At 70.2% G+C, this 14303-nt stretch carries 14 protein-coding genes; 2 read left to right on the top strand and 12 right to left on the bottom strand.

Features of this window, described 5'->3' with window-relative positions; genetic code table 11:
* Positions 1-93 precede the first annotated feature (93 nt).
* The gene (locus ACZZ98_RS10750; protein WP_463516229.1) at positions 94-2307 is read left to right on the top strand and encodes a HelD family protein; all 2214 of its coding nucleotides are present in this window, start codon (positions 94-96) and stop codon (positions 2305-2307) included.
* A 41-nt stretch (positions 2308-2348) separates the two neighbouring features.
* On the opposite strand, the gene ACZZ98_RS10745 is transcribed toward ACZZ98_RS10750, so the two are convergent.
* From ACZZ98_RS10745 to ACZZ98_RS10690, 12 genes are all read right to left on the bottom strand, one after another.
* The gene (locus ACZZ98_RS10745) at positions 2349-3650 is read right to left on the bottom strand and encodes an adenylosuccinate synthase (protein ID WP_463516228.1); all 1302 of its coding nucleotides are present in this window, start codon (positions 3648-3650) and stop codon (positions 2349-2351) included.
* 96 nt (positions 3651-3746) lie between these two features.
* Positions 3747-4556 (bottom strand): helix-turn-helix transcriptional regulator, encoded by an 810-nt coding sequence (locus tag ACZZ98_RS10740; protein ID WP_463516227.1) that lies wholly within the window; start codon positions 4554-4556, stop codon positions 3747-3749.
* A 272-nt stretch (positions 4557-4828) separates the two neighbouring features.
* Positions 4829-5233: a DUF3151 domain-containing protein gene (locus ACZZ98_RS10735; RefSeq protein ID WP_463516226.1), complete on the bottom strand. Its 405-nt coding sequence runs from the start codon at positions 5231-5233 to the stop codon at positions 4829-4831.
* Between the two features lie 10 nt (positions 5234-5243).
* Positions 5244-6272 carry a class II fructose-bisphosphate aldolase gene (gene fbaA, locus ACZZ98_RS10730; protein WP_463516225.1) on the bottom strand — a complete coding sequence of 343 codons (1029 nt, stop codon included), beginning with the start codon at positions 6270-6272 and terminating at the stop codon, positions 5244-5246.
* A gap of 135 nt (positions 6273-6407) precedes the next feature.
* The gene (locus tag ACZZ98_RS10725; protein WP_463516224.1) at positions 6408-7631 is read right to left on the bottom strand and encodes an RNA polymerase sigma factor; all 1224 of its coding nucleotides are present in this window, start codon (positions 7629-7631) and stop codon (positions 6408-6410) included.
* Complete coding sequence (locus ACZZ98_RS10720) at positions 7628-7996, bottom strand: YciI family protein (protein WP_463516223.1); 369 nt, start codon at positions 7994-7996, stop codon at positions 7628-7630. The genes ACZZ98_RS10725 and ACZZ98_RS10720 overlap by 4 nt, the downstream gene beginning before the upstream one ends.
* Positions 7993-8382: a YciI family protein gene (locus ACZZ98_RS10715; RefSeq protein ID WP_463516222.1), complete on the bottom strand. Its 390-nt coding sequence runs from the start codon at positions 8380-8382 to the stop codon at positions 7993-7995. The genes ACZZ98_RS10720 and ACZZ98_RS10715 overlap by 4 nt, the downstream gene beginning before the upstream one ends.
* Complete coding sequence (locus ACZZ98_RS10710) at positions 8379-8741, bottom strand: YciI family protein (protein WP_463516221.1); 363 nt, start codon at positions 8739-8741, stop codon at positions 8379-8381. Before ACZZ98_RS10710 ends, ACZZ98_RS10715 begins: the two co-directional genes overlap by 4 nt.
* Before the next feature lie 19 nt (positions 8742-8760).
* The gene (locus ACZZ98_RS10705) at positions 8761-9111 is read right to left on the bottom strand and encodes a YciI family protein (protein WP_463516220.1); all 351 of its coding nucleotides are present in this window, start codon (positions 9109-9111) and stop codon (positions 8761-8763) included.
* A 100-nt stretch (positions 9112-9211) separates the two neighbouring features.
* Positions 9212-10993: an HNH endonuclease signature motif containing protein gene (locus tag ACZZ98_RS10700; protein ID WP_463516219.1), complete on the bottom strand. Its 1782-nt coding sequence runs from the start codon at positions 10991-10993 to the stop codon at positions 9212-9214.
* Positions 10994-11079: 86 nt separating this feature from the next.
* Positions 11080-12900, bottom strand: coding sequence for a HelD family protein (locus tag ACZZ98_RS10695; protein ID WP_463516218.1), 1821 nt, complete (start codon positions 12898-12900; stop codon positions 11080-11082).
* Between the two features lie 249 nt (positions 12901-13149).
* Positions 13150-13812, bottom strand: a complete 663-nt coding sequence (locus ACZZ98_RS10690; protein WP_463516217.1) for a TrmH family RNA methyltransferase — start codon at positions 13810-13812, stop codon at positions 13150-13152.
* On the opposite strand from ACZZ98_RS10690, the gene ACZZ98_RS10685 reads away from it, so the two are divergent.
* Complete coding sequence (locus tag ACZZ98_RS10685) at positions 13811-14302, top strand: DinB family protein (RefSeq protein WP_463516216.1); 492 nt, start codon at positions 13811-13813, stop codon at positions 14300-14302. The genes ACZZ98_RS10690 and ACZZ98_RS10685 overlap by 2 nt on opposite strands.
* The last annotated feature ends 1 nt before the right edge of the window (position 14303 follow it).

Raw genomic sequence — 14303 nt, 5'->3', positions numbered from 1 at the left:
CCGTCACGAACCCGCCGGCTGCGCGCGTAGACTCCATGCTTCCGTGCGCTGAGCGCACCGCACACACGCAGCTCTGCAGGGAGGGCCTCGATCGTGACGACCACGCGCCACGGTGCCACCGACACCTCGGCCGATGTCGCCCGCGAGATCGAGTTCGAGCAGGCTCACGTCGACCGCGTCTACGCCGAGCTCGAGAAGGCGTCGCGCCGTGCCAACGACGTCGAGGCCGACGGCATGGCCCGTGGCCGGACGATGCGCACCGGCGACGTCCGCGACGAGGAGATGACCGGGCTCTTCGAACGTGATGCCCTGGTGTATGCCGCCGCGAAGCGCCGTGCCGCGATCGAGAAGCAGTACGAAGGGCTGGTCTTCGGGCGCCTCGACCTGGGCGACCTGGAGACGCCGGCCTCGGACCGGCAGATCCGGCACATCGGCCGCCTGGGGGTCCGCGACGACGACTACGAGCCCCTCGTCATCGACTGGCGCGCACCCGCCGCCGCAGCCTTCTACCGCGCGACGCCGGTCGACCCCATGGGGGTGCTCCGCCGCCGTGTGCTCCGCTGCAGCGGGGCCACCGTCATCGGCGCCGAGGACGACCTCATGGTCCCCGAGGCGCCCGAGGGTCTCGTCGTCCTCGGCGACGGCGCCCTCATCGCTGCTCTCACGCGCAGCCGCGGTCGGCAGATGCGCGACATCGTCGCCACCATCCAGCGCCACCAGGACGAGGCGATCCGGGCGCCCTCGCGTGGCGTCACCGAGATCACCGGCGGACCCGGCACCGGCAAGACGGTCGTCGCCCTGCACCGTGCGGCATACCTGCTCTACTCGGAGCGCCGGCGCTTCGAGTCCGGCGGCATCCTCGTCGTCGGTCCCTCGTCCGCCTACACCGCCTACATCGAGCGGGTCCTGCCGTCGCTGGGTGAGGACAGCGTCTCGCTCCGCGCGCTCGGCGACCTCGTCGACGGCGTGACCGCGACCCGGTTGGACCAGCCCGAGGTCGCGGCGGTCAAGGGTTCCCTGCGCATCCGCCGGCTGCTGTCCCGAGCCGCGTCCCGGCCCCCCGTGGGCGCACCGTCGCAGTTCAGGTCGTTCATCAACGGCCACGCCGTTCGGCTCGATGAGGCTGTGCTGCACCGCATCCGACGCCAGGTACTCCGCTCCGCCCAGCACAACACCGCCACCAAGCAGGCGCGTGAGGACCTCGCGCAGGCCGCGTGGGCCTCGGTCCGCCAGGGTGAGCGCGACGAGTTCTTCGAGGCGTTCGACTCCTCACGCGACGTCGACGAGTTCATGCTCGCGTGGTGGCGCCAGGTCGACCCGCGTGAGGTGCTGCTCACCTTCGCCGACACCGACCTGGTCTATGCGCTGGCCCGTGGCGTCCTCGACCAGGAGGAGTCCGCGGCACTGGCCCACTCGATGCGCGAGGCCCTCGCGCTCGGCTCGTGGTCGGTCTCCGACATCGCCCTCATCGACGACCTCTCGGCCAAGCTCGGCCAGGTCCAGGAGGCCGAGTCCGAGGAGCGCGGCTTCTATGACATCGAGGAGTTCGACGACCTCTCGTCCTATGGCGTCCTCGATGTCCGGGCGGGCGTCGACCGCCGGGTGAGCGACGAGTCGAAGCGCAGCGTCATCACCCCCACCGATGCCCGCGAGCGGCTGCTCCACGGCCGCATCGACCGGTCCTCGAGCAGCGCCCACGTCCTCGTCGACGAGGCCCAGGACCTCTCGCCCATGCAGTGGCGGATGCTGGCCCGACGGGGGCGCAACGCCTCGTGGACGGTCGTCGGCGACGCCGCCCAGGCCTCCTGGGGCGACCTCGAGGAGGCGCGGGCTGCTCGCCTCGAGGCCTACGGGTCGAGCGAGCGGCGGGCGTTCCACATGGACACCAACTACCGCAACGCTCGCGAGATCTTCGACTACGCCCGCGACGTCATCCTGCCGCTGGTGCCCGACGCCGACATCCCGGCAGCGGTGCGCGAGACCGGCGTCGACCCCGTCGATCGCATCGTCGAGGCACCTCCGGTGGCGTCGGTCGAGGCTGCCGTCCAGGAGCTGCTCGGGGAGGTCGAGGGGTCGATCGCGGTCATCACCCCCCGGCGGTGGGCCGATCGCCTGGCCCACCTCGAGGGCGTCGGCGAGGGCCGGGTCCAGGTCATCGACCCGCTGTCGAGCAAGGGCCTCGAGTGGGACGCGACCGTCGTCGTCGACCCGGACGCCATCATCGACGAGTCACCCGGTGGGGTGCGCGTCCTCTACGTCGTCCTCACCCGCGCAGCGCACCGCATGACGGTCCTCCGCCCCACCTGACGACATCGGGCGCAGCCGACCTGGACGCGTGCGGGTGTGGGTCAGTCGAGGAGGGTGTGGCGCTCGATGATCTCGTGGCGGCCGGGGCCGACGCCGATCGCCGAGACGCGGGCACCGATGAGCTCCTCGACGCGGAGCACATAGGCCTGGGCGTTGGCCGGCAGCGACTCGAACGTGCGGCACTCGGAGATGTCCTCCCACCAGCCGGGCAGCTCCTCATAGATCGGCTTGGCGTGGTGGAAGTCGCTCTGCCCCACCGGCATCTCGTCATGGCGCACGCCGTCGACGTCGTAGGCGACGCAGATCGGGACGGTGTCCAGACCGGTCAGCACGTCGAGCTTGGTGATGACGAAGTCGGTGACCCCGTTGATGCGGGTGGCGTAGCGGCCGATGACGACGTCGAGCCAGCCGCAGCGACGCGGGCGACCCGTCGTCGTGCCGTACTCGGCGCCGGTCTTGCGCAGGAACTCGCCGTTGTCGTCGTCGAGCTCGGTCGGGAACGGACCCTCGCCGACTCGCGTCGTGTAGGCCTTGAGGATCGCGATGACCCGCGAGACGCGCGTCGGCGGGATGCCGGACCCGGTGCACGCACCACCGGCCGTGGCCGACGAGGACGTGACGAACGGATAGGTGCCGTGGTCGACGTCGAGCAACGTCGCCTGACCGGCCTCGAGGAGCACGTTCTTGTCGTCGTTGAGCGCCTGCTCGAGCACGAGCGCGGTGTCGGCGACCATGGGACGCAACCGGTCGGCATACGAGAGCAGCTCCTCGACCACCCGGTCGGCCTCGACGGCCCGCGTGTTGTAGATCTTGACGAGGATCTGGTTCTTGAACGCGAGCGCCGCCTCGACCTTCTGGCGCAGGATGCCCTCGTCGAAGATGTCCTGGATGCGGATGCCGACGCGGTTCATCTTGTCGGCGTAGGTCGGGCCGATGCCGCGACCGGTCGTGCCGATCTTGCGGGCACCCAGGAAGCGCTCCGTCACCTTGTCGAGGGTGCGGTTGTAGGGCGCGATGACGTGGGCGTTGGCGCTGACGAGCAGCTTGCTCGTGTCGACACCGCGAGCGTTGAGCCCGTCGAGCTCCTCGAAGAGCACCTCGAGGTCGACGACGACACCGTTGCCGATGATCGGCGTGACGCTCGGCGTGAGGATGCCGGAGGGCAACAGGTGGAGGGCGTACTTCTCGCGTTGGCCGTCCTCACCCTCGATGACGACGGTGTGGCCCGCGTTGTTGCCCCCGTTGAACTTGACGACGTAGTCGACGTCCTCGCCCATGAGGTCGGTGGCCTTGCCCTTGCCTTCGTCGCCCCACTGGGCTCCGACGAGCACGATTGCCGGCATCTGGTTCTGTCCTTCCCTGCGCAGGAGGACCTGCGCGCACGTGGCATGCGAAGGACCCGGCGCGTGGCTCACGCGGCAGGCCTCGATGGAGGCAGCCTAACGGGTGTGCCGCACGCGGCCCGTCGCCGTCTGGCCTCGTGAGGCGGCGAGCGCGGCACCCAGCTGGAAGCGGGTGTCGACACCATGGACCGACATCAGGGCGGCGATGCGACGCCTGACCGTGCGCAGCCCGATGCCGAGGAAACGGGCGATCGCCTCGTCCTTGAGCCCCATGCCGAGCAGCTCGAGGAGTCGCTCGTCTCCGGGCAGGCTCGCGGCGAAGGGCACGGCGTGCGCGTGCTCCCAGGCAAGGTCGAAGTAGGCCGTGAGGGTCGAGATGAGCAACGGGTCCCGGACGAGCACGTAGCCGGAGTCGAGGTCGCCCCAGCGCGCCAGCCCGACGGCCCCGGCCTCGCCGAAGACCGCGAACTCCGAGCCGACCTGGGGCAGCAGTCGCTGCTCCTCGCCGACCCCGGCCCAGGAGCGCATCCACTGCAGCCCCTGCGGGGTGTCGAGCGCTTTGGCCGGATAGATCGTGCGCTGGAGGTTGCCGTCGCTGATCCACTGCTGGTTGTCGCGCATGGTGACGTCGTCGAGGGCCGGCCCCGAGTCGACGACCATGACGACGTTGCGCAGGACCCCGCTGCCCTCGTGCAGGAGTCGCTGGACGACGGTGGGAGCGATGTCGTCGCTGATCGGCTCGACACCCGGTGTGGGATGCGTGGGACCGGCCTCGCGCAGCCGTTCGAGCAGACCACGCACCTGGCCGAGGTCGCGGAAGCGCTCCTCGATCCGCACGTCCTCGCGATCGAAGTACTCCTCGAGGAGTCGGCCCGGCGACGTGACGTCCGGGGGCGTGCGAGCCATGGGTTGCTCCTGTGCGCTGGACCGTGGGAGGGAGTTGGCAGGTTGCTGCCATTGGCATCTAAGTGTCGCAGAAATGTCTGTGCAGAGTGCATGATGGGCGAACGTTCGTCCCGAGGTGGCAGGGGACACTCACGGACGGGCGAGCGCTTCGGCGCGACGTCCCTGGCAGGGGACAGAGGGGCTCGGACCTGGTGGTCCGAGCCCCTCTTGCCGTGCCGTGACCGGGTCAGGCAGAACCGGGGTATGCCGCCCGGCCGGCTGTGTCGTGCGGCCTATAGTCCCAGCTCGCGCGCGCCGGCTGCCGAGGAGTCACGCAGGAAGTCCGCGCAGCGGCGCTGCTCGTCGGTCTCGCCGATGAGTCCCGCCGCCCTAGACAGCGCCGCCAGTGCTCGCAGGAAGCCGCGGTTGGGCACGTGCTCCCACGGGACGGGGCCCTGGCCACGCCAGCCGTTCTTGCGCAGGGAGTCAAGCGCCCGGTGGTAGCCGGTACGCGCATAGGCGTAGCCCTCGACGGTCCGGCCGTCGGCCAGGGCGTCCTCGGCGAGGGTGGCCCAGGCCAGTGACGAGGTCGGGTTCGCGGCAGCGACCTGGTCCGCAGCCACGCCCTCGTCGAGCAGGCGCGCTGCGGGGTTCTCGGGGAGGCGGGTCTCGGGGATGCCGAGGAGGTTCTCGCTCATGACGGTCCCGTCAGGCCTGGTGGGTGCCGGCGGAGCGGAGGTGCTCGCAGGCCTCGCGGACGCGCGCGGCCATGCCGGCCTCGGCCTCCTTGCCCCACGCCCGGGGGTCATACTGCTTCTTGTTGCCGACCTCGCCGTCGATCTTGAGGACCCCGTCGTAGTTGCGGAGCATCCACTCGACGACCGGACGGGTGAACGAGTACTGGGTGTCGGTGTCGATGTTCATCTTGACGACGCCGTAGTCGACCGCAGCCGCGATCTCCTCCGCCGTGGAACCGGAGCCGCCGTGGAAGACGAGGTGGAACGGCTTGTCGTTCGGGGTGTTGAACTCCTTGTGCACCGCGTCCTGCGCTGCCTTGAGCACCTCGGGCTTGAGCTTGACGTTGCCCGGCTTGTAGACACCGTGGACGTTGCCGAAGGTGAGGGCGGTCATGTAGTAGCCCTCCTCGCCGGTGCCGAGCGCCCGCGCGGTGGCGATGGCGTCCTCGGGGGTGGAGTAGAGCTGGTCGTTGATCTCGTTGTCGACGCCGTCCTCCTCGCCACCGACGACACCCACCTCGATCTCGAGGATGATCCTGGCCGCCTTGCAGAGCGCGAGCAGCTCGTCGGCGATGACGAGGTTCTCCTCGAGCGGCACGGCCGAGCCGTCCCACATGTGCGACTGGAAGATCGGGAGACCGCCGGCCTTGACCCGCTCGGTGCTGGCTGCGATGAGTGGACGCACGAAGCCGTCGAGCTTGTCCTTGGGGCAGTGGTCGGTGTGGAGCGCGATGTTGACGGGGTAGTTCTTCGCGACCTCCTCGGCGTAGGCCGCGAGCGCTTTCGCACCAGTGACCATGTCCTTGATCGTCGAGCCGGAGGCGTACTCGCCACCACCGGTGGACACCTGGATGATGCCGTCGCTGCCTGCCTCGGCGAAGCCACGGATCGCCGCGGTGATCGTCTGGCTCGACGTGATGTTGATGGCCGGGTAGGCGAACGAGCCGTTCTTGGCCCGGTCGAGCATGTCGGCATAGATCTCGGGTGTGGCGATGGGCATGGGTTCTCCTTGAGAGCGGCGAGCAGGATCTCGCTCGATCCTTCCACGAGGGGTGCTCGTGACGACAGGCGTGCCCAACGACCGGCCAGTAACAGTGTCGGCGGACGACCACCCGCCCCTCGCCGACGTCCGGGTCTAGGACAGCTCGACGAGGCGACTGGAGAGGTGCGCTCGCTCGATCTCGTTGTCGCACAACGCCACGGCTCGCGAGAGCTGTTCGCTCGCCGCGGCGAGGTCCCCGGCTCGTGCCAGGAGCTCACCGCGGACGGCTGGGAGGCGGTGCCCCGGCAGCTCCACGCCGTCGAGGAGCAGCAGCCCGGCCCGAGGGCCCTCCGCCTCGGCCACGGCCACGGCGCGGGCGACACGCACCGCAGGTGAGGGGCTGACCTGCTCGAGCACGGCATACAGGGTCGTGATGCGGTCCCAGCGGGTCGCCGCGGGCGACGGGGCGGTGGCGTGCTCGGCGGCGATGCGCGCCTGGAGCCGGAAGCTCTCGGACAGTGCGGTCACGGGGACCGCTGGCTCCGTCGCCTCGAGCAGCGCCAGGGCCTCGGCGATCTCGCCGTGATGCCAGCGGCGACGGTCCTGGTCCGGCAGCAGCACGAGTGAGCCGTCGGGTGCGACGCGGGCGTCACGTCGCGAGTGTTGGAGTGCCATGAGGGCGATGAGGTGGGCGAGCGTGTCCGTGGGCCGCAGGGCGTGCGTGACCCGGGCGAGCCGGATCGCCTCGCCGGCGAGCTCGGCCCGCAGGAGGTCCGGCCCGCTGCCGGGCGCGTAGCCGGCGGTGAAGGCGAGGTATGCCGTGTGGGCCACGACGTCGAGCCGCTTCCCGAGGGCGTCGGTCCCGGGGATGGCGAACGGGATACCCGCGGTGACGATCTTCTTCTTGGCACGAGTGATCCGGGCTGCCATGGTCGCCTCTGGAACGAGGAAGAGCCGGGCGACGTCCGCGGTGGAGATGCCCATGACGAGCCGCAGCGACAGGGCGCTCGCACCCTCCGGCGGCAGCGCGGGGTGGGCGCACATGAGGACCAGGCGGAGCAGGTCGTCGTCGACGACCGAGCCGTCATCGGCCATGACGCCCTCCTGTGGGTGACGCGTGGCCTCGACGAGGAGCAGCGGCTCCTTGCGGGCGGCCATCGTCTCGGCGCGGAGCCGGTCGAGGATGCGGCGCCGGGCTGCCGTGACGAGCCAGGCGCTGGGGTTGTCGGGCTCGCCGTCGTCCGGCCAGCGGGTGTGGGCGGTGGCGACGGCATCGGCGAGCGCGTCCTCGACGAGGTCGAGCCGTCGGAACTGCGCGAGGAGCAGGGCGACGAGTCGGCCCCACTCCTCGCGCACGACGCGCTCGAGTGCGGTCATCCGACCTGCTCACCCGCGTCGTCAAGCTCGATGACGGCCCGGATCTCGACCGTGTAGGCCGGCGGCAGCAAGGACACGGCCGCGATGGCGACGTCGAGGTCGCGGAGCTCGATGTCGTAGTAGCCACCGATCATCTCGACCGACTCGACGAACGGTCCGTCGGTCACGATCGCCCTGCCGTCACGGCGCCGGATCGTCGTCGCCGTGTCGGCGTCGGCCAAAGCCGCGCCGCTGACTCGACGGCCGTGCTCGTCGACGAAGGCGTGGAACGCGTTGTGCCCGTCGACGTAGACCTGTCGCTCATCGGGGGTCGCCGCCTCCCACCCACCCGGCTCGTAGGCCAGGAGGACGAGGTAGCGCTTCATGACTCCCGGTCCTCGGCGGTGGCGACGCGACGGACCTCGACGCCGCCCATCCCGGTGCGACCGTGGTCGGGACCCGCGAGGATGCCCACGACCTGGAGCAGGTCGTCGAGGTCGTCCGTCTCGACCTCGTAGTAGCCGGTGAGCTGTTCGGCCGTCTCGGCGTAGGGCCCGTCCGTGATGACGACCTCCCCGGCCGCATCCGCACGGACGAGCTTGGTCTCACGGGAGTGCGTCAGCTCGGCGCCGCCGACGACCGTGTGCCCCCCGGCCGTGAGCCGGTCGGCGAACTCCTGGTGCCGGGCATAGACCTTGTCGCGCTGCTCTGGCGACGCCTCCTCCCACGACGACTCGTCACCCGGAAGCAGGACGACATAGCGGGAGGTCATGACGCACGGTCCTCGGGGGTGTTGACCGGCCGCACCTCGATGGCGTCGCCGAGCTGGGCGATCAGCTGGCAGCAGTCGAGCAGGTCGTCGAGGTCCTCGGTCTGGACCTGGTAGAAGCCGCCCACCTGCTCGGCCGACTCTGCGAACGGACCGTCGGTGACGGGGCCACCACCCGCCGGGATGGACCTCGCCGTCGCGCTGCCCTGCAGCTCGGCGCCACCGGTCACGGTGTGCCCACGCTTGCCGAGCTCTTCGTCGAAACGTGTGTATGCGGCATACCCGGCCGCTCGTTCCTCCTCCGTCATCGACGTCCACCAGCGGTCGGCGTCTCCGACGATGAGTACGACGTATTCCTTCATGGCGCTTTCTCCTTCTCTCTCAGACCAACCGGCGGAGCTCGAGGTGTTCACCACGGGCCGCGAACTGCTCGCAGATGCGCCGCAGGTCGTCAGCGTCCTCGGACTCGAGGAGGTAGAAACCGACGACCTGCTCGGCGGACTCGGTGAACGGGCCCTCGGTGACCAGAGCCGCCCCACCGTCCTTGCCGGGGCGCATCGACACGGCCTGTGCCGACGGTTCCAACGGGCTCGTGGCGACGATCTCGTGCCCACCGGCGGCGAGGTCGCGGTGGAACTGCTCGTGGGAACGCTGCCCCTTCTCGTGCTCCTCGGGCGGGAGCTCTGCCCACTCCGCCTCGGGTGCGGGCAGCAGGACGAGAAAGCGGCTCATCGGGTTCTCCTCGTGGTTGTGGCGAGCGAGGGCGCGAGTGCGACCTCACTGCCCTGACGAGCGAACCACAGCCGAATCGACATCTCGTCGAAAACTTCCGTCAGAAGGGGATGGCTTCTGCCGTGCGGGGTGGTTGGGGTGGGAAGTCGATGCGGTAGCGGCCCCATCCCACGCTGTGGTCGAGGTCGATCTTGGGTGGTGGCCCGCCGTAGGTGTTGCCGTCGATGTCGAACGAGACCGGGTACGCGCGTGTGTGGTGCGAGATGTCGTGGTTGTCGAGGAGCTCGGCCAGCTCTTCTTCGAAGGTGGTCGGAATCTGGCTGGGGTCGACCGTGACGCGACCGGAGGTGGTGGGGTCGCGGTGGGTGTGGCCGGCGGTGACGAGGTGGAGGTGGTCGACCGGCCAGGTCGTGGTGGACAGTCCGGTGGGGTCGGTCCAGGTGGCGGTGCCGTCGGGGTGGAGCTTGACGGTCCAGCCGTCGCGTTGCTTGATGCGGTGGTGGCGTCGGCACAGGCACATGAGGTTGGTCGGGGTGGTGGGGCCGGTCGGCCAGGGGCGGACGTGGTCGAGGTCGCACTGGCGTGCGGGGGTGGCGCACCCGGGGAAGCGGCAGCACCCGTCACGCAGCCGGATGAGTCTGGCCATGGGGTCGGTCACCCGGTAGGACTCGCTGAAGTCGATGCTTTCGTCGACGACCTCTTCGAGGATCCGCGGATCTGATGGTCGAGACCGCCTTCGATGGGCGGAGTCCTTGGCGGCGCGGGCTCTGGCTCGTTCTCTGGCCTGGTGCGCGCGTCGGGCGCTGGCTTGGCCGCGGGCGAACGCGGCGGGCACGTCACCGTGGACCAGCGCACCGGTGCCACGGTCGCAGGTGAGGTCCCGGTCCGGGTCGGAGGCGCCAGCGGCCTGGAGCCAGTCCCGGCGCACGAACGTCGTGCCGGGAGCGCCCAGCCCACCGACCTCGACGAGATCCTCACCGGAGCCGAAGCCCGAGCCGAAGCCGGCGGCAGTGCCAGTGCCAGTGCCAGTGGCGGAGGCGGAGGCGGAGGCGGAGGCGGTGGCCTGAACCGTGTCGCTCGGCGGCGCGTCGTCATCGGCGGCGCGGGTGGTGTGGACGACGACCTTGACGTCGGAGTGTTCGAGGATGAGCTCCATCATCGCGTCCGCGCGGGCCAGCTCGAGGGAGTCGGCCTGCTTGTCCCGCACGAGCTGACGGGCGCGCTCGGTGACCGCGGCCCACGCGGTCCGGGCCTGCTCCACCTTGAAGTCCCCACGCCAGTGGTCCGTACCGTGCACCCCGGTGCGTCGGGTCAGTCCGCGCCGGGCGTGTTCGTCCTGCGCGTGGGCGGTCACCGCGTCCGGGTCGACCTGCGCCGCAGTCCTGGCCAACAACCGGCGCAAGGGCCCTGTCGTCAGCTGCCCCCACACGTCCTTGACCCGGTCCACGACCTCCGCTGCGGACTCCGGGCACAGGAACTCCGTCTCCTCCGTCACGACCCGCGCCCGGTGCTCATCCAGATCACCAGTGGCCATCGCATCGACCACGGCCGGGGTGCGGGTCAGCTGACGGATCGCGTCCAGGACCCGGTTCGCCGCGACATGCACCGAACACCCCAACCGGGGCGCCGCCAGCTCCGGAGCATCAAGACGCTGATGACCCAACCCGTGATGCACCTCCACCGAGGTCCCGTCCTCCTGCACATGCGAGTCCCGCGCCGACAGGTGCGCCAACGCCACCGCCTGACGCGCCGACGCAGCGTCCTTCTCCCGCTGCGCCAACTCGATCACCTCCAGCAGCTCCTCGGAACTCAACGCGGAAGCGGAAGCACGCAACGCGGCATACCGGCCCTCCAGGGCGGCGGTCGCAGCGGTGCTTTCCATGACTCCATCCTACTCGAACATGCGTTCTAGGATCAACATTTATCCACAATCCGCCTGAACTGAATAGACCACTGGCGCAAGCCGATTCACGCGATGGAGCGACCCTGCAGAGCCAGAGGGAGTGGCTTGGAGTGGACGACGGTGAGGTCGGAGACGGCCCGAGTGAGGACGACGTAGAGACGCCTCAGACCGGTCCGCTCGTCCGGCTCCGCCGCGGCGATCTCAGCCGGTTCGAGGACGAGGACGTGGTCGAACTCCAGGCCCTTGGCCACCGTCGCTGGCATGACGTCGACCTGATGGTCGACGTCACCGTGCGTGGCACCGAGAGTGCCGTGCTCGATGCCGGCGCTCTGCAAGGCTCGCGAGACTTCAGCGACCCGGACGTCGGGAACGATGACGCCGATGCTGCCCGGAAGTGCCATCAGGCGATCCACCTGTACCACAGCCGCACCCACGAGCTCCGCACCTCCGACAGGGACGAGGTCGAGGCGACCAGGGTTGTCTCGCACCGACTCCGGCGCTGCGAGACCAGGGGCCGCCTGCGGCAGCAACCGCGCCGCGAACTCGATGACCGACGCCGGCACACGGAACCCACGACGCAGCTCCGACACGATGCCGTCGGGCTTGCCGAGGTGCTCAAGACTCTCGGCCCACGACGCCGTCGACCACGGAGTGGTGCCCTGTGCGATGTCGCCGAGGATGGTCGCCGCCCCGGTCGAGCACCGTCGGCCCACCGCCCGTAGCTGCATCGGTGACAGGTCCTGCGCCTCGTCCAGCACCACGTGGCCCAGGCTCGGCGTCCGGTTGAGGAGATCACCGAGCTCGTCGAGCAGCACCGTGTCGGCAAGGGTCCACTTCGTGGATCCTGCTGTGCGAGAAGGCTTCTCCCAGAGCAACACCTTCTGCTCGTCCTGCGACAGCACCCCGTCGGCTGCCGCCGCGAGCGCGTCTGCATCCGACAACAACCGGTGCAGCAGCGCACGGGCGTCGACCTTGGGCCAGATCGAGCCGGCATACGCCTTGACGGGGGCGCTGCGAGCGATGGCGTCCTGGACGCGGTCGTCGGGGTACTCCCCCAGTGCCTCCATCTTCATGAGCACCGCGTGGGCCAGCCGCTGCGGCAAGAGCTGGCGTGCGGCCTCATAGCGGATCTCGCGGCCGGCGAGCCCGTCGACCAGTGGCGCGACGTCATAGGTCGCGACGCGCCACACACGTGACCCGCGCGGCACGACCATGGCCTCCCCGGGCGGCACGAGGTGCGACCACACGGCGCGGTGCAGCACACGAGCAATCCGCGCGTCGCCCTTGAGCTGCGCGACGGCGGTCGCCTCGGTTGCCCGGATCGGCACCGACGCCGTGAGCGCCTCGATGCTCGTGTGCCGGACCTCGACCTCGCCGAGCGTCGGGAGGACTGCACCGATGTGCTCGAGGAAGGCCTCGTTGGGGCCGATGACGAGGACCCCGCTGCGCCCGAGTCGCTGGCGATAGGCGTAGAGCAACCAGGCCGCCCGGTGCAGGCCGACCGCGGTCTTGCCGGTGCCGGGCGCACCCTGGATGCAGACCGTCGTCGTCGCATCGACGCGCACGAGCGCGTCCTGCTCGGGCTGGATCGTCGCGACGATGTCACGCATGGGGCCGACACGCGGGCGCTCGATCTCCGTGGCAAGGATCTGCGAGCGTGCCTCCGGCTCGGCCGCGTCGAGGAGGTGCTCGTCCTCCAGCGCCGTGATCGAGCCGTGGTCGTAGCCGAAGCGGCGACGCAGTCGCACGCCCATCGGCTCGGAGTGGGAGGCGCGGTAGAAGGTCGTCGACACCGGCGCCCGCCAGTCGATGACGAGCGGGTCGCCGACGTCGTCGGTGACGTGCCGACGACCGATGTACCAACGCTCGCCGGTGTCGAGGTCCACGCGACCGAAGAAGAGCGCCGTCGTGGGGTCGTCCTCGAGTGAGCGGGCACGCCGCCAGAGAGTCTCGGCGAGCGCCTCCGACGACGCCGCGTTGCCGCCTGGACGTCGAGCGCGAGGGTGCGTTCGCGCATCCGTCCCAGCTCGGCGCGTGCGGTCGCAAGGTGAGTCTGTTCTGCCGTGAGCTCCTCGTTCATGGGCATGACGAAGTGCCTCTCCTGAGCTCAGGGTGTGGTGGGGGGAAGGGACAGCCTAGGCGATCGGCTGCTCGAACACGTGCCGTCGCACCCACGCGTGCATCGCGATGGCCGCCGCGGCCCCGGCGTTGATCGACCGGGTCGACCCGAACTGCTCGATGTGCAGCGTCGCCTCGCACTCGGCGCGCATCGCCTCGGACAGCCCCGGCCCCTCCTGCCCGAAGACGAGCATGACGTTGCGCGGCAGGTCGTAGGTCTCCAGCGCGCGACTCCCGGGCAGGTTGTCGATCCCGATGAGGCGTATGCCGTTCGCTGCGGCCCACGTCGCCAGGTCACCGGGCGTGGGGTGGTGGTGCTCGTGCTGGTAGCGGTCGGTGACCATCGCACCTCGTCGGTTCCAGCGACGGCGACCCACGATGTGGAAGGCCGTGGCGCCCATCGCGTTGGCGGTGCGCACGACCGAGCCGATGTTGAAGTCGTGCTCCCAGTTCTCGATGGCGACGTGGAAGTCGTGTCGGCGGGTGTCGAGGTCGGCGACGATCGCCTCGTGCCGCCAGTAGCGGTAGGCGTCGACGACGTTGCGGCGGTCGCCGTCGCGCAGCAGGTCCGGGTCGAGCCTCTCGTCGTCGGGCCACGCCCCCGGCCACGGTCCGACACCGACCTCGCCATCGGCAATGCGCTCGCGCTCGTCACTCACGGGCCCAACAATGGCAGGCATGAGCGAGAAGCCCCTGCTGGACGAGAGAGACAACTACGCCGACTACCTGCGGACGCGCCGGGAGGTCTTCGTGAGCAAGTGCGAGGGGCTGACCCCGGAGCAGCTCGCCCTCCGGTCGGTCCCGCCGTCATCGCTGAGCCTGTTGGGCCTGCTGCGGCACCTGGCCGAGGTCGAACGCGGGTGGTGGGGGCGACTCGCGGGTGAGAGCACCGAACGGCTCTGGGGCCCTCGCGGCGCCGACGCCGACTTCAACGACGTCGTGGGCGAGCAGTCGGCGGTCGACGAGGCGTGGGCAGCGTGGCGGGCCGAGGTGGCCCACGGCGAGGAGTGGCTGGCCGCGCATGACGACATGGGCGCCGTCGTCGACGCCGGCCATCACGGTCAGCTGAGTGTGCGTGACGTCGTCGTCCACCTCATCGAGGAGTACGCGCAGCACCTCGGGCACGCCGACCTGCTGCGCGAGCGCATCGACGGCCGCACCGGCCCGTGAG

The organism is Knoellia sp. AC549, from assembly GCF_979258975.1.
This window is presented reverse-complemented; position numbering and strand designations above follow the sequence as displayed.

Bases quoted from the DNA above. Each gene is read 5' to 3' on its own strand.
- ACZZ98_RS10745 (WP_463516228.1), bottom strand. From the start codon at position 3,650: ATGCCGGCAATCGTGCTCGTCGGAGCCCAGTGGGGCGACGAAGGCAAG.
- ACZZ98_RS10740 (WP_463516227.1), bottom strand. From the start codon at position 4,556: ATGGCTCGCACGCCCCCGGACGTCACGTCGCCGGGCCGACTCCTCGAG.
- ACZZ98_RS10735 (WP_463516226.1), bottom strand. From the start codon at position 5,233: ATGAGCGAGAACCTCCTCGGCATCCCCGAGACCCGCCTCCCCGAGAAC.
- fbaA (WP_463516225.1), bottom strand. From the start codon at position 6,272: ATGCCCATCGCCACACCCGAGATCTATGCCGACATGCTCGACCGGGCC.
- ACZZ98_RS10725 (WP_463516224.1), bottom strand. From the start codon at position 7,631: ATGACCGCACTCGAGCGCGTCGTGCGCGAGGAGTGGGGCCGACTCGTC.
- ACZZ98_RS10720 (WP_463516223.1), bottom strand. From the start codon at position 7,996: ATGAAGCGCTACCTCGTCCTCCTGGCCTACGAGCCGGGTGGGTGGGAG.
- ACZZ98_RS10715 (WP_463516222.1), bottom strand. From the start codon at position 8,382: ATGACCTCCCGCTATGTCGTCCTGCTTCCGGGTGACGAGTCGTCGTGG.
- ACZZ98_RS10710 (WP_463516221.1), bottom strand. From the start codon at position 8,741: ATGAAGGAATACGTCGTACTCATCGTCGGAGACGCCGACCGCTGGTGG.
- ACZZ98_RS10705 (WP_463516220.1), bottom strand. From the start codon at position 9,111: ATGAGCCGCTTTCTCGTCCTGCTGCCCGCACCCGAGGCGGAGTGGGCA.
- ACZZ98_RS10700 (WP_463516219.1), bottom strand. From the start codon at position 10,993: ATGGAAAGCACCGCTGCGACCGCCGCCCTGGAGGGCCGGTATGCCGCG.
- ACZZ98_RS10685 (WP_463516216.1), top strand. From the start codon at position 13,811: ATGAGCGAGAAGCCCCTGCTGGACGAGAGAGACAACTACGCCGACTAC.
- ACZZ98_RS10690 (WP_463516217.1), bottom strand. From the start codon at position 13,812: ATGCCTGCCATTGTTGGGCCCGTGAGTGACGAGCGCGAGCGCATTGCC.